Origin of the sequence: Thermomonas alba, from assembly GCF_022419205.1 — a bacterium.
GTDB lineage: Bacteria > Pseudomonadota > Gammaproteobacteria > Xanthomonadales > Xanthomonadaceae > Thermomonas > Thermomonas alba.
Genome location: NZ_JAJOZU010000002.1, coordinates 312,289 through 331,831 on the forward strand (window position 1 = coordinate 312,289; position 19,543 = coordinate 331,831).

The following is a 19,543-nucleotide window of genomic DNA, read 5'->3' on the forward strand; positions in this document are numbered from 1 at the left end:
CGGCCCCGTTCCGCTCGAAATCCTGCCCATGACACACACCCAGATCTCGCTGACCCGTTTTTTGATCGAAGCCGAACGCGACGGCCACATCAACGCCGATCTGCGCCTGCTGGTGGAAGTGGTGGCGCGCGCCTGCAAGCGCATCTCGATCGCGGTGGGCAAGGGCGCGCTGGGCGGGGTGCTGGGCGACGCCGGCGAAGGCGGGCAGGCCAGCATCAACGTGCAAGGCGAGGCGCAGAAGAAGCTGGACGTGCTCTCCAACGAAATCCTGCTGGAAGCCAACGCCTGGGGAGGCCACCTGGCCGGGCTGGCCTCGGAGGAGATGACCACGTCGCTGCCGATTCCCGAGACATATCCGCGCGGCCGCTACCTGCTGCTGTTCGATCCGCTGGACGGCAGCTCCAACATCGACGTGAACGTCTCGGTGGGCACCATCTTCTCGGTGCTGCGCTGCCCGCAAGGGGTCGCAGCCCCGGAGGATCAGCATTTCCTGCAGCCCGGCAGCGCGCAGGTGGCCGCCGGCTACTGCATCTACGGCCCCAGCACCATGCTGGTGTTGACCGTGGGCCACGGCACGCATGCCTTCACCCTGGACCGCGAGGTGGGCAGCTTCATCCTCACCACCCGCGGCATGCGCATCCCGGAGGAGACCCGCGAGTTCGCGGTCAACATGTCCAACCAGCGCTTCTGGGAAGCGCCGATGCAGCAGTACATCGGCGACCTGCTGCTGGGCAAGGACGGGCCGCGCGGCAAGGACTTCAACATGCGCTGGGTGGCCAGCATGGTCGCGGACGTGCACCGCATCCTCACCCGCGGCGGCATCTTCAGCTATCCGCTCGACAGCAAATGCGCGCCCAAGGGCGGCAAGCTGCGGCTGATGTATGAAGCCAACCCGATGGCGTTCCTGGTCGAACAGGCCGGCGGCGCGGCCAGCACCGGCCGGATGCGCATGCTGGACGTGGTGCCGTCCAGCCTGCATCAGCGGGTGCCGGTCTTCCTCGGCTCGCGCGCGGAGGTGGCGATCGCTGAGGACTATCACCGCCGCCACGACGCCATCCGCGCGCCGGCCTGAGCGCCGGCACGCCGCCGGATTTTCGGCACAATGCAGGCATGCACGCGTTGCACTCTTTGTGGCCCCAGATCGCGTTCGGCCTGATCCTGGCGGGCGGGCTGTACCTGTTCATCACCGAGAAGGTGCGGATCGACGTCACCGCGATGCTGATCCTGCTGGCGCTGGTGGTGACCGGCACCCTGGATGCGAAGCAGGCGCTGTCCGGCTTTGCCAGCGAACCGGCGATCATCGTCGCCGCGGTGTTCGTGATCTCCGGCGCGCTGGCCGCCACCGGCGTCACCGAGCACATCGGCGCCTGGATCGGACGCGCCAGCGGGCGCTCGGAATGGCGCACGATCGCGGTGGTGATGCCGATCGTGGCCTTGCTCGCTTCGTTCACCCATCACGTGATGGTCACCGCGATGATGCTGCCGCTGCTGCTCAAGCACGCGCGCGACCGCCACCTGCCCGCCTCGCGCCTGCTGATGCCGATGTCGCTGGCGGCCTCGCTCGGCACCACCCTGACCCTGGTCAGCGCGCCGGCGTTCCTGCTCGCCAACGACCAGCTGCAGCGTGCCGGCGCAGCCGGGCTGGGCATTTTTTCGATCACCCCGATCGGCATCGCGCTGGTGGTGGTCGGCACCCTGTACATGCTGGCGGCGCGCTGGCTGCTGCCCAAGCGCAGCGGCGAGGGCGGTGAGGACGACTACCTGCGCCTGGGCCGTTTCCGCACCGAGCTGCTGGTGGTGCCCGGCGGGCAGTGGGCCACTCGCACCCTGGCCGAGATGCAGAAGGCAATCGGCCCCTCCGTGCAGGTGCTGGGCTGGCTGCGCGACGGCGTGATGCGCACCGACCTGACCGCCAGCAGCCCGCTGCTGGGCGGCGACATCCTGCTGGTGGAAGCCGGCGCGGACGAGCTGATGTCGCTGCATGACGATCCCGGCTTGGATCTCGATGCGATCGCCCGCTACGGCCATCAGCTCACCGGCGAGGGCCGCCCGCAGCTGGTGCAAACGGTGGTTGCACCGGGCTCGGCGTTCATCGGCCGCAGCATCCGCGAGCTGGATTTCTCGCGCCAGTACCATGCGGTGATCGCCGGATTGTGGCGACATGCCGGGCAGGTCGCCGAGCGTCTCTCCGATGCGCGGTTGCGCGAGGGCGATTTGCTGGTGCTGTGGGGGCATCCCTCGCGACTGGCCGAGCTCGCCTCCAGCCACGGGTTCCTGCTGCTGGCGCCGTTCGCGGGCGAGGCCAAGCGTCGCCTGCGCGCGCCGCTGGCGCTGGCGATCCTGGGCGGCACCATCCTGCTCGCCGCCAGCAACCGCCTGCCGGCGCCGCTGGCCTTCCTGCTGGGTGCGGTGGCGATGGTTGCCACCCGCTGCATCGACATCCAGCAGGCCTACCGCGAGATCGACGCGCGCATTTTCGTGATGATCGCCGGGGTGATCCCGCTCGGCATCGCGATGGAGCAGACCGGCACCGCCGACCTGCTGGCCGGCGGGCTGGCGCACCTGGTCGCCCACTGGCCGCCGCTGGCGGTGCTACTGGTGATGTTCACCGCTGCCGCGCTGCTGACCCAACCGATGTCGGACGCGGCGACGGTGGCGCTGCTCGGGCCGGTGGCGATCTCGCTGGCGCAGCTGCTGCACCTGCCGCCGACGCCGTTCGTGGTGTGCACCGCGATGGGCGCGGTGGTGGCCTTCCTCACCCCGATCGGCCACCACGGCAACCTGCTCATCCTGGGGCCTGGGCAGTACCGCTTCGCAGACTTCCTGCGCGTAGGCCTGCCGCTGACCGTGCTGCTCGGCCTGGTCAGCGCCTGGATGGCACGCTGGCTGTGGCTGAAAGGGCCACTGCTGCCGCATTGGGGCTGACGCTCAAAACAACTCGCCCTGCGGGGAAAGCGGCCGCGGCGGCACGAACAGATCGGTGCGCAGCGGCGGCAAGACCGAATACCCGAGCCGCGCGCAGGTTTTGGCAAAACGCTGCGCGAGCAGATCCGCCAGCGGCCCGCTGCCGCGCTGACGCAGGCCAAAGCGGGCGTCGTAATCGCGCCCACCGTGCATCTGTTGCAGCAGATGCATGACACGCTCGGCGCGCTCGGGATAGTGGGCCTGCAGCCACTGCCGCCACAGCACCTTGAGCTCGTGTGGCAGGCGCAGCAGCACATAGCCGGCGGCCTGCGCTCCCGCCGCATGCGCGGCGATCAGGATGCGCTCCAGGTATTCGTCGGTCAGGGCCGGGATCACCGGCGCCACCAGCACCCCGACCGGCACCTCGGCTTCGCGCAGCGCCGCAATCAGGCGCAAGCGCGCCTGCGGCGCGGCGGCGCGTGGCTCCAGCCGCGCCGATAGTCGGTTGTCGAGGGTGGTGATCGAGATATGGACGTGCACCAGGGCTTCGCGCGCAAGCGCCGCCAGTAGGTCGATGTCTCGCCGCAGCGCACTGCCCTTGGTCACGATACTCACCGGATGATGCGCATCGCGCAGGACCTCGAGACAGGCGCGGCTGATGCCATAACGGCGCTCGACCGGCTGCCAGCCGTCGGTATTGATGCCCAGCGCGATCGGCGCGGGCACATAGCCTGGCTTTGCAAGCTCGGCGCGCAGCACCTCGGCGGCATTGGTCTTGGCGAACAGGCGGGTTTCGAAGTCCAAACCCGGAGACAGGCCGAGATAGGCATGCGAGGGCCGCGCAAAGCAATAGGCGCAACCATGCTCGCAGCCGCGATAGGGATTGACCGACTGCCGCATCGGGATGTCGGGCGACGCGTTGCGGTTGATCACGCGGCGCGCATGTTCCTCGCGGATTTCCGTGGACAACGAGGACACTGCCGCTTCGTCCATTGGCTGCAGCGACCCCCAGCCGTCATCCTCGACAGTCCGCGTGCAGACCTCGAAGCGGCCCGGCATGGATGTCTGCGCGCCGCGACCGCGCAGAGGCGCGGACGTGCGCTCAGCGTCAGCCCTCGGAGATGCTTTTCGCATCCATTCAGCCTACCCTGTGGCATTCGCAGCGTCTGCGACTGATCTCCCGCCGAGGACCTTCGATGCCCGGTTTGCTGCCTGCCTGGGATGCCTTATGGGCGATCCCGCATATCCGCACCTGGCTGGCTGCCGGCTGGCTGCTGTATCTGCTCTGGCTGGGCGGCTGGATTCTGCTGCAGAAGCGCGAGCCGGTGGCGACCTTGAGCTGGCTGATCAGCCTGGCTGCGCTGCCGTACCTGGGCTTTGTCATTTATTACTTCTTCGGCCCGCAGAAAATCGTGCGCCAACGCCGGCGCCGACAGCGCCATCGCGTGCGCCTGCCTACGCCCGAGGCAAGGGACGAAACAGCGGAGCTACAAACGTTGGCCCATGCCACCACCGGGCTGGCGCCCAGCACCGCGCGCGCGGTGCAGCTGCTGGTGGACGGCGGCAGCAAGTATCCGGCGCTGCTGGAGGCGATCGCCGCCGCGCGCGACCATGTCCACCTCGAGTACTACATCTACCAGCCCGACCGCACCGGCACCGCGCTGCGCGAGGCGCTCACCGAACGCGCACGCGCCGGAGTGAAGGTGCGCCTGTTGCTGGATGCGGTCGGCTCCAAGCAGGCCTCGCGCCGGTTCTTCGCGCCCTTGCTCGCAGCCGGCGGCGAGCTTGCCTGGTTTCATCCGGTACGCCCATGGACACTCTGGAAGCGGCCGTGGATGAACCTGCGCACCCACCGCAAGCTCGCCATCATCGATGGCCGGATCGGCTTCATCGGTGGCATCAACATCACCGACGAGGAGGACGAGCGCCTGCGCGAGGATGCCTTCCGCGATCTGCACCTGCGGGTGGAAGGCGATATCGTGCGCTCGTTGCAAGAGGTGTTCGTCGAGGATTGGGCCTATGCGACCGAGCGCGCAGATTTCGTCGGCGCGGTGGCGCGTGCGATGCCGTCGCCGCTGCCCGGGTCGATCCATGCGCAGCTGCTGGCCTCCGGACCGGACTCGCGCTGGGAACCGATCCACCGCATGTATGTTTCGGCGATCCACGCCGCCACCCGCCGGGTGTGGCTGACCACGCCGTATTTCGTCCCCGGCGAGGCGGCGATGATGGCGCTGACTTCGGCCGCGCTCGGCGGGCTGGACGTACGGCTGCTGGTACCCAAGAAGAGCGACAGCCGGCTGGTGACCTGGTGCGTGCGCTCCTATTTCGATGACCTGCTGGCCGCCGGTGTGAAGGTCTATGAGTACGGACCGCGCATGCTGCACAGCAAAGCGCTGCTGGTGGACGATCGGCTGGCCATCATCGGCAGCGCCAACTTCGACCATCGCAGCTTCCGCCTGAACTTCGAAGCCTCGCTGCTGTTCGATGATGCGGGCGTGGCCACCATGCTGGCCGAGCAGATCGAACGCGAGTTCGCATTCGCCCCGCGGGTCCGCGCCGACCGTCCGCAGCCGCTCTGGACGGCCCGCCTGCCGGAAGCGCTGGCGCGGCTGTTGGCCCCGCTGCTTTGAACGGCGCCGGCGCGTACACTCACCGCCAGTCCATTCGCGAGGCGCTCCATGCACTGGCTGTTTCTGCTGCTGGCGTTCGCCGCCATGGCGTTCGCCTTCCTCACCACTTCGATGGCCGTGCTGTTCGGCTGCCTGTTGATCGCGCTGGTGCTGTTCGTGTTGTGGGTGCTGGGCCTGTACCAGGCGCGGGTGGCCGGTAGCGAGCGTGATCTCTCGGCCATGATCGATCCGGCCGAACTACGGCGCTTGCGCGAGCAGGCGCAGGCACGCCGTGATGACGAAAGTGCAGGCCGCACGCCATGACCGCACTCAGCGTCAATCTCAACAAGGTCGCGGTGTTGCGCAACTCCCGCGGCGGCCATGAACCGGACGTTGTGCGCGCTGGTCGCACCTGTCTGGACGCCGGCGCCGACGGCTTGACCGTGCATCCGCGTCCGGATGCGCGGCATATTCGGACCGATGACGTCGAGGCGCTCGGCGCGCTGTGCCGGCAGCGCGGGATGGAGTTCAACATCGAGGGCAATCCGTTCGCGCCACCGCGTCCCGGGTATCCGGGATTACTGGCGCTGTGCTCGGCGGTGCGTCCAGCGCAGGTGACCCTGGTGCCGGACAGCGACGGCCAGCTCACCTCCGACCACGGCTTCGACTTCGCCCGCGACGGCGCCGCCCTGCGCCCCTTGATCGAAGCCTTCAAGCGACTTGGCTGCCGGGTCAGCGTCTTCGTGGATGTCGGCGACCCGGCGGTGGCGCAGGCTGCCGCCTGTGGCGCCGACCGGGTGGAGCTCTACACCGGCCCGTATGCGCAGGCCTTCGCCTCCGGCTCGCCGGAAGCGGCCTTGGCGGCCGCCGCGCAAACGGCGCGCCTGGCGCAGGCGGCGGGCTTGGGCGTCAATGCGGGACACGACCTCAACCAGGCGAATCTGCCTGCGTTCCTCGATGCGGTGCCGGGCGTACTGGAAGTCTCGATCGGCCACGCGCTGATCGGCGATGCGCTGTATGCCGGCCTGGAGGCCACCGTCCGCGCTTATTGCGCCATCGCGCATGCCAAGCGCTGACGGTTCGCCACATGGGGCCGTCAGCGAGCCGCCAGCGGCCGTAAGCTGCGCCGCCCTTCCCGGCATCGCAGCCCACAAAATCTCGTGCGAAAAAAGAACGCCGCCCGCAGGCGGCGTTTCGTCATCCACGACGCGCTCCGTAAAACCGGAGCAGGAATAGGTTCAGTTCTGGACGAAGCCGATCTTCATCATGTCGGCGTTCTTGGCCGCGGTCAGCACCTTGGCCAGGACGCCGTATTCGGCCTGGTCATTGGTGTCGATCTGCAGCTCCGGCTGGTTGGTCGGATCGCGCGCGACCTCTTCGGTCATGCGCTTCTGCAGCTCGCTGACGGCCACCGGCGAGTCGTTCCAGTACACCTGGCCCGAGGCGTCGATACGCAGGCGGATCGGATCCGGCGGTTCCTTCGGATTTTCCGGCGGTTTTTCCGTCTTCTGCGGCAGATCCACATCCACCGGGATGGACTGGATCGGCATGGTCACCATGAAGATGATCAAGAGCACCAGCATCACGTCCACCAGCGGGGTGACGTTGATGTCGGCCATCGGGCCGCCGGATTTGTTGGTCGAAAAGGCCATCGCGCGATCTCCCTTACTGGCCTTTCTTGGGCGGGGTGGTGACGAAACCGACCTTGGCGATCCCCTGCTGCTGGGCGATCTTCACCACGTCACTGATCAGCCGGTACTGGGTGGTTTTGTCGGCGCGGATCTGCACCGGCGGTTGCGGGGTCTTCTGCGCTTCCACCGACAGCCGGCTTTCGATCGCACCCTTGCTAGAAGGCTCGTCGTTGAGGAACAGCTCGCCCGCTTCGGTCACCGTGATGGTGACCGGCGGCACCTGCTGCTTCTCTTCCTTCTTCTTCTCGACCGTCGCTTCCGGCAACGCCACCTTGACCTTGTGGTTCATCAGCGGCGTGGTGATCATGAAGATGATCAGGAGCACCAGCATCACGTCCACCAGCGGCGTGACGTTGATTTCCGCCATCGGCGCGCCGTCTTCTTTGTTGCCTACACTGGCACCCATGGTTCGTGCTCTCCGTCAGTGTGCGGTCGATCGCCCTTGGCGACTCACTTGCCCTCGCCGACGCGGGAGCCGGTGGCGAAGAAGTCGTGCAGATCGTGGGCAAAGGTGTCGAACTGGTTGTTCGTCACCCGGTTGAAGCGCACGAAGGCGTTGTAGGCCAGCAGCGCCGGGATCGCCGCGAACAGACCGATCGCGGTCATGATCAGCGCCTCGCCCACCGGACCGGCCACGGCGGAGATCGACGCGTCGCCCGAGGAGCCGATCCTGATCAGCGCGTGGTAGATGCCCCACACGGTACCAAGCAGACCGACGAACGGTGCCGACGATCCCACGGTGGCCAGCACGGTCAGACCATCTTCCAGCTTCAGCGATTCGCGGGTCACGGCCTGACGCAGGGCGCGATCCACGAACTCGGAACGGCTCAGGGTCTCGGCCAGACGCGAACCATCGTGGCGCGAGTGGTGGGCCGCCGCCTGGGCCGCATCCAGCGCGATCTTGGAGAACGGCTCAGACTTCGGCTGCTCTTCCATGAAACGGATCGCGTCCTGAGCGTTCGGGGTGTTCCAGAACGTCTCGATCACACGATCGGCGCGGGCGCGCAAGCGCATGTTCTTGATGAAGTTGATGATGATCCAGTACCAGGACATCACCGACATGATGGACAGCGTCAGGAAGACGGCCCAGCCGACCGCGTCGAAGCCCTGGATCAGATGGTCGAAGCCCATCTGCTGCAGCGCGGCGGCGTTGTTGCCTCCGGCGGCGGCAGGTGCGGCGGCAGCAGTTTCTTGCAACATACGCTTACCTTTTGATGTCGTGGATGAGGATGAAACGAGAAAAGTGAATCAGGAACGAGGGTTACGGTATAACAGCAACAGGGGTTTATTGTGGCTTGAATTCGACCGGTACGCGAACGCGGCTGGCGACTTTCTGCCCATTCTTGATCTCTGGGTTGAAGCGCCACCTGCGCGCCGCTTGCTGGGCCGCACGGTCGAGATTGCGATTGCCGCTGGACTTCTCGACTTCGACGTCGAGCACGCCGCCATTGGCGTCGATGCTGACGATCAGAATCACGGTTCCTCCGATACCGCGACGCTGCTCCTCCGGCGGATACTTCGGCTGGTTCATCGCGCGCGAGGAGGGGTCCACGCTCGAGCCGATATCCGGCACCGATGGCGGCGGCGACGGCGGCGACGGCGGCGGCGCGGCCACATCCACCGCCCGCGCCTCACTCAGCACCACCGGCGGCTCTTCCGGCGGCGGCGGCACGGTCGGCGTGGGCCGCGGCGGCGACAAGGTCTTGGGTGGGGTGAGCGGCTTGGGCTGCTCCGGCGGCGGCGGGGGCGGCGGAGGCGGCGGGGGCGGGGGCTCGATGAAGGTGACGCTCACCACGTCATCCTTCTGCACTTCCGGCGCAGGCGGGGCAATCGGCGACAGCAGCAGCAGCAAAGCCGCGGCATGCAGCGCGATGGCAAAGCTGTAACCGGCGATGCGCGGCCAACTCAAGCCGCTGTCGCGGCTATCCCTCTTCTCGATGTAGGCGAGATTTTCCGTCATGCGCACGGCTCTGGTGTGGGGGCCCCTGGCTTCGACACCGGGGGCTTCGACAGCGCGGCCTTGCGGCCGCAGGAATTCCCTAGTCTATACCAATCGACGCGACTTGTTCCAAGCCCCGACGCTGGCGTATGCGAAAACTGCGGAGCGCGTCTCAACGCGCCAGGATGCGGTTGGCGTCCTCGGGCTTCTTCACGCCCTTGGCCAGCGCCTGCTTGGCGGCCTCCTTCGCCTCGGCCTTTTTGCCCGCGTAGTCGAGCACCTTGGCCAGGTTGAGATAAGCCTCGCCGTCAGCCGCCATCGGCGCGGCACGCCGATACATTTCGATCGCGAGCGGGATGTCATCATTGATGTAGGCGGTCTGCGCGAGCACCTGATAGTCGCGCGCCAGATCCGGGCCTGGCTGCAGGATGCCCTTGGCCACGCCGTCCTCGATCACCTTTTGCGCATCCGCCCACTTGCCGGCATTCATGTAGCCAACGTACAGCACGCGCAGCTCGCGCGGCTCGGTGAGCATGCCGCGCTTGTAAGCCTCGCCCAGCAGGGCATTGGCATCGTCGAACTTCTCCGCCGCCTGCAAGGTGGCGACGGTATTCATCAGCAGACGCTTGTCGTCCGGCTTCTGTGCCAGTAGCTGCTTGTAGATGGCGGCCGCTTCCTCATTGCGGTCGAGATTGGCGAGGATGCCGGCCTTCAGGCTCAGGTGCTCCGGCTTGTCCGACCTGGATTCCGCCAGGAAGCGGTCCAATGCCTGCAGTGCCTCGGCAAATTTCTGTTCCTGGTAGTAGGTCACCGCCAGGTTGTACATCACCGAGAAATGGCTGTCGTTGTCCAGCCCGTTGGTGGCGATGGCCTTCGCGAAGTAGTCCGCCGCTTTGGCGGGGTCATCCATGTTCGCGGCCGCATTGCCCGCCATCGAGTAGGCAAACGACTTGTCGTACGCATTGGCCGCCGGCATCGCGGCGATTTCCTCGGCCTTGGCGATCACGCCGGCCCAATCGTCCTTTTCGTAGCGCTCCTGCATGGCCTGCAGCAGCTTGATGCCCTTGGGCGAAGCCTTGGCTTCGGGCGATTGCCGCGTCGCGTTGGGATACGCTGGCGCCTTGGCCTCGGCCTTGGCCGCGGCTTTCCCCTTACCCAGCTCGGCCTCGCGGCGGGCGCGCTCCTCGCGCATGCTTTGCGGGTCTGCTTTCACCACCGGCGCCAATGCCAGCGCCCCCAGGGCAGCGGTGAGCGCGATCACGAGCGGTTGACGGAGCGTCTTCGACATGGAGCACCTCGGGTAGGAATGGGGCCGCGCCCGGCGCGGCATGCAAAAAACCTAACAAAATACGCGTAAACAGAACGTGTGATGAAGCAGCCGTGACCTTACACGTCCAGATTGGCGACTTTCAGCGCGTTGTCCTCGATGAACTCGCGGCGGGGTTCCACCACATCCCCCATCAACGTGCTGAACAGGGCATCGGCGGCCACCGCGTCTTCAAGCTTCACTTGCAGCAGGCGGCGGGTCTCGGGGTTGACCGTGGTTTCCCAAAGCTGCTCCGGATTCATCTCGCCCAGCCCTTTGAAGCGCTGGATCTGACGGCCCTTTTTGGCTTCTTCGAGCAGCCATGCTTGCGCTTCAGCGAAACGGGTGACCGGCTGCCGCCTGTTGCCGCGCACGATATAGGCGCCTTCGCGCACCAGGCCATGCAGCAACGCTGCGGCATCGCGCAGCGCTTTCAGCTCGCCATGCTCGAACAGGGTCTGCGGCAGTACCTGGGTCGTTTCCTCGCCCATATGCCGCCGAGTCACCCGCAGCGCTGCCGGGCGCTCCTCCTGCGCGGCCTGCCAGCGCAACGCATAGCGCGGCTTGCCGAGACCGCGCTGGTTCAAACGCTCGGCCAGGGCCGCGAGAGCCGCATCGAGATCGCCATGAGCGGCCACGCTGGCCGCATCCAGCGGCAGGAAATCGATCAGTGCTTCCAGCACGCCGGAATCGAAGCGATGCGCAGTGCGGGCGATCGCCTCGCGCGCGCGCGCATACGCGAGCAGCAGGCACTCCAGCGCGGCGCCCTCGATCGCCGGCTCGCCTTCGGCAGGCACCAGGGCCGCGCCTTCCACCGCGTTGCTGGCAAGGTACGCATCCAGCGCGGCATCGTCTTTCAGATACAGCTCGTTCTTGCCCTGCTTGACCTTGTACAGCGGCGGCAGGCCGATATAGATGTGGCCGCGCTCGATCAGCTCCGGCATCTGCCGGTAGAAGAAGGTCAGCAGCAAGGTGCGGATGTGGCTGCCGTCCACGTCGGCGTCGGTCATGATGATGACGCGGTGGTAGCGCAGCTTGTCCGGGTTGTATTCGTCCTTGCCGATGCCGGTGCCGAGCGCGGTGATCAGGGTGCCGACCTCGGCGCTGGAGAGCATGCGGTCGAAACGCGCGCGCTCGACGTTGAGGATCTTGCCGCGCAGCGGCAGCACCGCCTGGTTCTTGCGGTTGCGCCCCTGCTTGGCGCTACCGCCCGCGGAGTCGCCCTCGACGATGAACAGCTCCGACAGCGCAGGATCCTTCTCCTGGCAGTCGGCCAGCTTGCCGGGCAGGCCGGCAATGTCCAGGGCGCCCTTGCGGCGGGTCAGATCGCGCGCCTTGCGCGCGGCCTCGCGGGCGCGTGCCGCCTCCACGATCTTGCCGGCGATCGCACGGGCTTCATTCGGGTGCTCCTGCAGAAACTCCTCGAGGCGGGCGGAAAAGATGCTCTCCACCACCGGACGCACGTCGGAGGACACCAGCTTTTCCTTGGTCTGGCTCGAAAAGCTGGGATCCGGCACCTTTACCGACAGCACCGCGATCATGCCTTCGCGCATATCGTCGCCCGACAGCGCCACCTTGGCCTGCTTGGCAATGCCGTTCTGCTCGATGTAGTGGGTCAAGGTGCGCGTCAACGCCGCGCGGAAGCCCTGCAGATGGGTGCCACCGTCCTTCTGCGGGATGTTGTTGGTGAAGCAGAACATCGTCTCCTGATAGGCGTCGGTCCACTGCAGGGCGACCTCCACCGTGATCCCGTTCTGTTCACCGCTGACCGAAATCACGGTCGGGTGCAGCGGGGTCTTGAGCTGGGCCAGATGTTCCACGAAGCTGCGGATGCCGCCTTCATACTGGAACACATCGCGACGGCCCTCGCCGCGCTCATCGATCAGGGTGATCTTGACCCCGGAGTTGAGGAAGCTGAGTTCGCGCAGGCGGCGCGCGAGGATTTCGTAGTGGAACTCGACGTCGCTGAAGATCTCCGCCGAAGGCCAAAAGCGCAGCGTGGTCCCGCGCCGCCCCCCCTGCTCGCCGACCTTCCTGAGCGGATACAGCGGCTCGCCCAAGGCATATTCCTGCTGGTAGTGGCCACCATCGCGCCAGATATCCAGCATGAGCCGGCTGGAGAGCGCGTTGACCACCGACACGCCGACGCCGTGCAGGCCGCCCGAGACCTTGTAGCTGTTGTCGTCGAACTTTCCACCGGCGTGCAGCACGGTGAGGATGACTTCCGCGGCGGAACGCCCTTCTTCCTTGTGGATATCCACAGGAATGCCGCGCCCGTTGTCCGCCACGCTGACCGAGCCATCCGCGTGAATGGTGACGACGATGTCGTTGGCATACCCCGCCAGCGCTTCGTCCACCGAGTTATCCACAACCTCGAACACCATATGGTGCAAGCCTGTGCCGTCATGCACATCCCCGATGTACATGCCCGGGCGCTTGCGCACGGCCTCCAGCCCACGCAGCACGGTGATCTTGCTGGAGTCGTAGGCGGTATCAGGAGTGGTGGCAGCTTGTTCGTTCTGCGACATCGACGCGCTCGGCTTTCCTGACGCGGTTTGCCGCGTCAGAACACATTACTTAAAGGGACGCACAGTATAGCCGACCCACTCCTGGCGAGCCCCGCCGCGGCTCGAACAGATGGTCGCACCGGCTCCACGTCTCATTCCTCGAGCGGAAGCGGCCCCAAAACCTGGGCATGTTCCACGTGGAACACCGCAGCTGGAATCACGTCGACTGGCCAACCCGATGGCCGTTCGGTGCCAGTCACCAACACCTGCGCGCCGGTCTCGGCGAGCATCTCCAGCACCCGCCGCTGATGCTGGCGGTCCAGCTCCGATCCGAGATCATCCAGCTGAAGCACCGGCCATTCCCCGCGGCATTCCGCAAGATGGGCGGCCTGCGCCATCAACAAGGCCAAAGCCAACTGTTTGGCCTGGCCACGGGAGAGGCCAGCGCGCCCCGGAAGCGCCTGCAGAGTAAAGCGCAAATCAGCCCGATGCGGGCCTACTGTGGTGTGCCCGAGCGCCTGGTCCCGCTCGCGCGCCAGCAGCAACGCATCGGCCAGGCTCATTTCCTGACGTCTCCAGCCAGGGTGTAGACCGAGTTCGATGCTTTCAGCCGCTGGCAGCATCCTTGGCAGCATGTCCTGCAAATGCGGGCGTAGCCCCTCGATGTAGGCATCCCGCAGATCGGTCAGAGCCTCGCCAGCCTGCGCCAGCTCGTACTCCCAGGCCTCCAGGGCTGGCCCTCCACCCTGCCGCAACAGGCTATTGCGCTGCTTGAGCGCGCGCGCATAGCGCCGCCAAAGCGGAAGAAACCTTTGTTCCACGTGGAACATCCCCCAGTCGAGATAGCGGCGGCGCACCTCGCCACTCCCCTCGACCAGGGCATGACTCCCCGGCTCGAAGGTCACGACGGCAAGCGCAGCGCAAAGCTGGCCCAGCTGGGCCACGTCCTGTCCATCCAGTCGCGCCTGCCAGGCGCTACCCGTATGGCGGAGACCTGCGCGATGCGTCGCCCCCTGCGCATCCTCCCATTCCACATACACCTGTAGCGCTTCGCTCCCCTGCCGGATCAAGCCGTCGCGAACCCTTCCGCGAAAACTGCGCGCATGCGCAAGCAGATGCAGCGCCTCGAGCAGCGTCGTCTTGCCACTGCCGTTATCGCCCGTTACCAGATTGAAGCCCGGGAGTGGCGACAGCTGCGCCGCGTCGAATCGACGAAAGCCCTCCAGCTGCAGCTGGCGAATCAGCATGCCGACCTTCCCACCGCGATGCCCAAATGACGACGCCCGGGCAGTGCCGGGCGTCGCAAGCCTTGTTCCACGTGGAACATTCGCAAGATCACAGGCGCAAAGGCATGACGACGTGTCGCGCGTACTGGTTATCCGCGCCGCGGACCAGCGCCGAAGAGTTCGCGTCCCGCATCTGTAGGACCACCATCTCGTCACGCAGGGCGGTCAAGGCGTCCAGCAGGTAGGTGACATTGAAGCCGATCGCAAGCCCATTCACGGTGGTTTCCGCCTCGACTTCTTCCTGGGCCTCTTCCTGCTCGGGATTGTGCGCGCTGACTTTCAGCAGATTCGGGAACACTTCCAGGCGCACGCCGCGGTATTTCTCGTTGGACAGAATGGCCGCGCGCTGCAGGGCGGCACGCAGCGCTTCGCGATCCACCTTGACCTCGCGGTCCGCGCCGATCGGGATCACCGCCTCGTAATCCGGGAACTTGCCCTCGATCAGCTTGCTGGTGAAGGTGACGTCGTCACGCTTGATGCGCAGATGCCCTTTGCCGACTTCCAGGGCCAACTGGCGATCCCCGCCTTCCAGTAGGCGCTGCAACTCGAGCACGCCCTTGCGCGGGACGATGAGCTGTCGCTTGCCGCTGTGCCCTGTCTCCAGCGCCGTCTCACACAGGGCCAGGCGATGGCCGTCGGTCGCCACGCAGCGCAAGACATGCTCGCGCAGGTCGAACAGCAGGCCGTTCAGGTAATGACGCACATCTTGCTGGGCCATCGCAAACGCGGTGCGCTCCAGGAGCTCCTTCAATGCCGCCTCGGAAACGGCGACGCGCTCGATCGCGTCCACCTCATCCAGGGCAGGGAAATCGTGTGCCGGCAGGCTGCTCAGGCTGAAGCGGCTGCGCCCCGCCTGCACGCTGACCTTGTCGCCGCTCTGCGACACCGTGACGCGGCTGCCGTCCGGAAGCGAGCGCACGATTTCGAAGAACTTGCGGGCCGGGAGCGTCATTTCGCCCTCCACGGCATCCTCGACCGGGGTGCGCGCCACCATCTCGACTTCCAGATCGGTGCCGGTCATGGACAGCTGACCATGCTGGATTCGCAGCAGCAGATTGGCCAGCACCGGCAGGGTATGCCGACGCTCGACGACGTTGGCGACTTGCGCCAACGGCTTCAGCAGCACTTCGCGTTGTAGGGAAAACTGCATGGGGACCCCTTGGCTGGTCTGGGTTGAAGCAAGACTGGCGGCCTGCTCCTGCCTCTGTTGATCTATGGATAAATCTGAAATCGGGGTGGTGCTGGTGTCCGGAAAAAACCGGGATAACTCTCTCAACTCATTGTTTTAAAAGCGAAAACTTCATATAGGAGGGCGTTGCAAAAGTGCCGGAGGAGGGGCGGATAAGCTGTGGATGATTCCTGGGAAAACCCCTTTTCACGGGTTATCCACAAGATGTGTCGGGCTCATTCACTGAGTTTGCGTAGCAGTTTCTCCCAATCTTCGTGCAGCTTGGCATCGCTTTCGATCAGCGCGCGAATCTGGCGGCAGGCGTGCAGCACCGTGGTGTGGTCGCGGCCGTCGAACGCCATGCCGATCTCCGGCAGACTGTGCTCGGTCAGCTCCTTGGCCAGCGCCATCGCCATCTGGCGCGGGCGGGCCAGTGAACGGTTGCGTTTCTTCCCCAGCATCTCCCGCAGCTGCAATCCGTAGTAGTCTGCCACGGCCTTCTGGATGTTGGGGATGCTGATCGACTGCTGCTGCGCGCGCCACAGATCGCGCAGGGTTTCCTGGGCGAACTCGAGCGTCACCGCGCGTCCCAGCAGTCCCGCCTGGGCGGTGAGCTTGTTGATCGCGCCTTCCAGCTCACGCACGTTGCTGCGCATTTTCTTGGCGATCAGCTGCGCTACTTCGTCCGGAATCACCACGCCGCGCTCGCGCGCCTTGGCCAGCACGATCTGGGCGCGGGTCTCGAAATCCGGCGGGTCGATCGCCACCGACAGCCCCCAACCGAGGCGAGATTTCAGTCGTGGTTCGAGCCCGTCCACCTCGCGCGGGTAGCGGTCGCAGGTCAGGATGATCTGCTGACGGCTCTCGAACAGGGCGTTGAAGGTGTGGAAGAACTCTTCCTGGGTGCGGTCCTTGCCGGCGAAGAACTGGATGTCATCGATCAGCAACGCGTCGATCTTGTGAAACTGGCGCTTGAACTGATCGACGCGCTTCTCCTGCAGCGCGCGGAAAAAGGCGTCATAAAAGGTGTTCGAACGCAGGTACAGCACCCGCGCGTTCGGGTTGAGCCGACGCATCTCGTTGCCGGCCGCGTGCATCAGATGGGTCTTGCCGAGGCCGGTGCCGCCATACAGCAGCAGCGGGTTGTGGCCGCGGTCGCCCGGCTTCTGCGCCGCGTGCCAGGCGGCGGCGCGCGCCAGCTGGTTGCTGCGCCCCTCGACGAAGTTGTCGAACGTATAGTGCGGATCCACGTGCCCCTGGAACGGAACCTCGGCATCGGCGTGCGATGTGGCATGCGATGGCGACGCGGCGGACGCGGCCGTTGCCCGCGGGGCTGAGGATTCGGCGCGGCGCGGCGCGCCGATGTCGAGCACGACCTCGGTATTGCCCCCATAGTGGCGCGCCAGTTCGCGGATACGCGCAAGGAAGCGCGACTGCACTTCATCGCGCACGAAGACATTGGGTGCGTACAGCACCAGGCCATCGCCATGCTGGGCAGCTTGCAAGGGCCGCAGCCAGGCCAGCACGTCTTCCTGCGGCAGTTCGGATTCCAGGCGTTGCAGGCAGGCAGGCCAAACGTCCATGCGCGGGTGAGTCTCCAAAGACGGAAGCGAACAGGCGCCGCTGGGCGCCTGTGGATAAAGTTCGGGGATGCGCCAGACTAGCACCGCCACTGCCCGAGCAAAACCCCGCCCGCAGCAGTGCCCGACCGACCCGCAGCTTGCGCCCCTTTGCGATCCCCGCTATAGTTGCTGGTCTTTTCCGTTGAACCCAAATAAGCAGGCCCGCCATGGCGACCAAGCGCACCTATCAGCCCAGCAACCTCAAGCGCAAGCGTGACCACGGCTTCCGCGCCCGGATGAAGACGGCCGATGGCCGCAAGGTACTGGCGCGTCGCCGCGCGAAGGGTCGCCGTCGCCTGACGGTGTGACCCGCTCCGGCCTTGCGCCGGGATCCGATGACGCAGTCCGCAAGCTCTTCGACGCCGGACTCCTACGAGGAGACCGGCGTCGTTGCGTCTGCGCCGCGGCAGCGCACCCGCTTCCCCAAGGCGGCGCGGGTGCGCCGCAAGGCCGAGTTCGCCCGGGTGTTCGAGGCAGGCCGACGCAAGGCCGAACCGGATCTTGCCCTGCACTGGCTGGAGGATGATGGGCCTGCGCGGCTGGGGCTGGCCGTCTCGCGCAAGGTGGATCCGCGTGCGGTCCGGCGTAATCGCATCAAACGCATCCTCCGCGAGGCGTTCCGTCAACTGCGCCCGCGGCTTCTTCCGGGCGCGTACGTGATCGTCGCCCGCCGCGGCGCGGCGCATGCGGACGCGACCACCCTGCGCGCGGCCATCGAGCGCCTGCTGCGCCGCATCGGCGCATTGCCGGCATTGGATCGGCTGGGCACAATGCCGGCCGCGACGTCCTCCCATCTCCCCCTAGATCCGGCTGCGCCTGCGCGCGGCCCCGATACGGCCGACGAATGAATCAGACCCGCACTTTCCTGCTCGCCGCCTGGCTGATGGTGGCACTCTTGCTCTGGCGTGAATGGAACACCCCGCCGCAGGAGACCGCAGCGGCCGCGGTGCCGGCCGCCACCTCCACCGGCACGCCGGCCGCGGTGCCCGCGATCCCGGCCACGACCCCCGTCGCTGCCGCCGCCAGCGTGGCCGCTCCGGCCCCGGTCCGCGTGCAGCTGCGCAATGACGTGCTGGCGCTGGTGCTGGACGGCCGCGCGGTGACCCATGCCGAACTGCTGAAGTATCCGCAGAGCCGCGATCCAGGCAGCCCGCCGGTCGTGCTGCTGGATGCCGATCCCGCGCGCTTCTTCGCCGCCGAGGCGATCTGGCGCGACGCGCAGGGGCGCGAGCTGGCCTGGCAGCCGCAGGGGCAGTCGCGCGAGTACGTCCTGGGGGCCGGCCAGATGCGCGTGCAGGTGGTGTTTCAGGCAACCGATGGCAACGGCCTGCGTGTGCAGCGCACCTTCACCCTGAAGCGAGGCAGCTATGCGCTGCAGGTTCACGATGAAGTGCTCAATGCGGGAACGACGAACTGGAGTGGCGACATCGAGCGCCGCCTCGAGCGCGTCCCGCCGCAGGTCAAGAGCGGGTTCACCAACCCCGAGTCTTTCAGTCTCAACGGCGCGGCCTGGTACAGCCCGCAGGACAAGTACAAGAAGCGCAAGTATCCAGACTTCAGCAAGGATGGCCCGCTGAATCAGCAGGTGACGGGCGGTTGGGTGGCGCTGTCCCAGCATTATTTCCTCGCGGCCTGGGTACCGCAGCCGGATCAGCCGGCGCTGTTCACCCTGGGTGAGAAGGGCTCGCTGTACAGCATCAGCGCGCGCGGCCCGGCGATCACCCTCGCCCCCGGGCAGCGCTTCGTCAGCGATGCCACCCTGTGGGTCGGACCCAAGCTCGCCGACAAGCTCGACGCCACCGCGCCAGGTTTGGGGCTGGCGATGGACTACGGGATCTTCACCGCCCTTTCCAAGCCGATTCACTGGCTGCTGACCCAGCTGCACAAGCTGACCGGCAACTGGGGCTGGGCGATCGTGCTGCTGGTGGTGCTGATCAAGCTCGCGCTGTATCCGCTGTCGGCCGCGCAGTACCGCTCGATGGCCAAGATGCGCAAGTTCCAGCCGCGCATCGAGCAGCTCAAGGAGCGCTACGGCGACGACAAGCAGAAGTTCCAGATGGCGATGCTGGACCTGTACAAGAAGGAGAAGATCAACCCGGCCGGCGGCTGCCTGCCGGTGCTGATCCAGATGCCGGTGTTCCTCGCCCTGTATTACGTGCTGCTGGAGGCGGTCGAACTGCGGCAGGCGCCGTGGATCGTCGGCTGGATCAACGACCTCACCGCGCGCGATCCCTATTTCGTCCTGCCGCTGCTCAACGCCGCGATCATGTTCCTCACCCAGCGCATGACCCCGATGGTCGGCATGGATCCGATGCAGAAGAAGATGATGCAGCTCATGCCGCTGGTGATGGCGGTGATGTTCGCCTTCTTCCCCGCGGGCCTGGTGCTGTACTGGGTCACCAACGGCGCGCTGGGCATGCTGCAGCAGTGGTGGAACACCAAGCGCTTCGCGGACGAGACGACCAAGCCGGCCTGATCCACGCGACCCCGCGCTTCGTTCGAACCCGCCGT

At 66.3% G+C, this 19,543-nt stretch carries 18 protein-coding genes; 8 read left to right on the forward strand and 10 right to left on the reverse strand.

The window, feature by feature from the left end; all coding sequences use genetic code 11:
• Window positions 1-28: 28 nt before the first annotated feature.
• Window positions 29-1,072: a class 1 fructose-bisphosphatase gene (locus tag ML342_RS03945; RefSeq protein ID WP_240125625.1), complete on the forward strand. Its 1,044-nt coding sequence runs from the start codon at window positions 29-31 to the stop codon at window positions 1,070-1,072.
• A 38-nt stretch (window positions 1,073-1,110) separates the two neighbouring features.
• On the forward strand, window positions 1,111-2,925 hold the full coding sequence (locus ML342_RS03950) for an SLC13 family permease (protein ID WP_240125626.1): 1,815 nt from the start codon (window positions 1,111-1,113) through the stop codon (window positions 2,923-2,925).
• A gap of 3 nt (window positions 2,926-2,928) precedes the next feature.
• Here the strand turns inward: ML342_RS03950 and ML342_RS03955 are convergent, their stop codons facing one another.
• On the reverse strand, window positions 2,929-4,038 hold the full coding sequence (locus ML342_RS03955) for a PA0069 family radical SAM protein (protein ID WP_240125627.1): 1,110 nt from the start codon (window positions 4,036-4,038) through the stop codon (window positions 2,929-2,931).
• A gap of 62 nt (window positions 4,039-4,100) precedes the next feature.
• On the opposite strand from ML342_RS03955, the gene cls reads away from it, so the two are divergent.
• From cls to ML342_RS03970, 3 genes are read left to right on the forward strand one after another with little or no spacing between them, the layout of a single operon-like run.
• Window positions 4,101-5,534, forward strand: coding sequence for a cardiolipin synthase (gene cls, locus ML342_RS03960; RefSeq protein WP_240125628.1), 1,434 nt, complete (start codon window positions 4,101-4,103; stop codon window positions 5,532-5,534).
• Window positions 5,535-5,582: 48 nt separating this feature from the next.
• Window positions 5,583-5,837, forward strand: a complete 255-nt coding sequence (locus ML342_RS03965; protein WP_240125629.1) for a hypothetical protein — start codon at window positions 5,583-5,585, stop codon at window positions 5,835-5,837.
• Window positions 5,834-6,589, forward strand: a complete 756-nt coding sequence (locus ML342_RS03970) for a pyridoxine 5'-phosphate synthase (RefSeq protein ID WP_240125630.1) — start codon at window positions 5,834-5,836, stop codon at window positions 6,587-6,589. The genes ML342_RS03965 and ML342_RS03970 overlap by 4 nt, the downstream gene beginning before the upstream one ends.
• A gap of 162 nt (window positions 6,590-6,751) precedes the next feature.
• Here ML342_RS03970 and ML342_RS03975 read toward each other — a convergent pair whose 3' ends face one another.
• From ML342_RS03975 to dnaA, 9 genes are all read right to left on the reverse strand, one after another.
• Window positions 6,752-7,165 (reverse strand): ExbD/TolR family protein, encoded by a 414-nt coding sequence (locus ML342_RS03975; RefSeq protein WP_240125631.1) that lies wholly within the window; start codon window positions 7,163-7,165, stop codon window positions 6,752-6,754.
• A gap of 13 nt (window positions 7,166-7,178) precedes the next feature.
• Window positions 7,179-7,610: an ExbD/TolR family protein gene (locus ML342_RS03980; RefSeq protein ID WP_240125632.1), complete on the reverse strand. Its 432-nt coding sequence runs from the start codon at window positions 7,608-7,610 to the stop codon at window positions 7,179-7,181.
• Between the two features lie 44 nt (window positions 7,611-7,654).
• Window positions 7,655-8,404, reverse strand: coding sequence for a MotA/TolQ/ExbB proton channel family protein (locus ML342_RS03985; protein ID WP_240125633.1), 750 nt, complete (start codon window positions 8,402-8,404; stop codon window positions 7,655-7,657).
• A gap of 85 nt (window positions 8,405-8,489) precedes the next feature.
• A complete protein-coding gene (locus tag ML342_RS03990; RefSeq protein WP_240125634.1) occupies window positions 8,490-9,164 on the reverse strand; it encodes an energy transducer TonB in 675 nt (224 codons plus the stop codon).
• A gap of 151 nt (window positions 9,165-9,315) precedes the next feature.
• Window positions 9,316-10,431, reverse strand: coding sequence for a tetratricopeptide repeat protein (locus tag ML342_RS03995; protein ID WP_240125635.1), 1,116 nt, complete (start codon window positions 10,429-10,431; stop codon window positions 9,316-9,318).
• Between the two features lie 98 nt (window positions 10,432-10,529).
• Window positions 10,530-12,977 carry a DNA topoisomerase (ATP-hydrolyzing) subunit B gene (gyrB, locus tag ML342_RS04000; protein WP_240125636.1) on the reverse strand — a complete coding sequence of 816 codons (2,448 nt, stop codon included), beginning with the start codon at window positions 12,975-12,977 and terminating at the stop codon, window positions 10,530-10,532.
• Window positions 12,978-13,108: 131 nt separating this feature from the next.
• On the reverse strand, window positions 13,109-14,203 hold the full coding sequence (gene recF / locus ML342_RS04005) for a DNA replication/repair protein RecF (RefSeq protein WP_240125637.1): 1,095 nt from the start codon (window positions 14,201-14,203) through the stop codon (window positions 13,109-13,111).
• 88 nt (window positions 14,204-14,291) lie between these two features.
• Window positions 14,292-15,392 (reverse strand): DNA polymerase III subunit beta, encoded by a 1,101-nt coding sequence (gene dnaN / locus ML342_RS04010; RefSeq protein WP_240125638.1) that lies wholly within the window; start codon window positions 15,390-15,392, stop codon window positions 14,292-14,294.
• A 254-nt stretch (window positions 15,393-15,646) separates the two neighbouring features.
• A complete protein-coding gene (dnaA, locus tag ML342_RS04015; RefSeq protein ID WP_240125639.1) occupies window positions 15,647-16,993 on the reverse strand; it encodes a chromosomal replication initiator protein DnaA in 1,347 nt (448 codons plus the stop codon).
• 206 nt (window positions 16,994-17,199) lie between these two features.
• On the opposite strand from dnaA, the gene rpmH reads away from it, so the two are divergent.
• From rpmH to yidC, 3 genes are read left to right on the forward strand one after another with little or no spacing between them, the layout of a single operon-like run.
• Window positions 17,200-17,340, forward strand: a complete 141-nt coding sequence (rpmH, locus tag ML342_RS04020) for a 50S ribosomal protein L34 (protein WP_156640208.1) — start codon at window positions 17,200-17,202, stop codon at window positions 17,338-17,340.
• 27 nt (window positions 17,341-17,367) lie between these two features.
• A complete protein-coding gene (gene rnpA / locus ML342_RS04025; RefSeq protein WP_275672372.1) occupies window positions 17,368-17,880 on the forward strand; it encodes a ribonuclease P protein component in 513 nt (170 codons plus the stop codon).
• On the forward strand, window positions 17,877-19,508 hold the full coding sequence (gene yidC, locus ML342_RS04030) for a membrane protein insertase YidC (protein WP_240125641.1): 1,632 nt from the start codon (window positions 17,877-17,879) through the stop codon (window positions 19,506-19,508). Before rnpA ends, yidC begins: the two co-directional genes overlap by 4 nt.
• The last annotated feature ends 35 nt before the right edge of the window (window positions 19,509-19,543 follow it).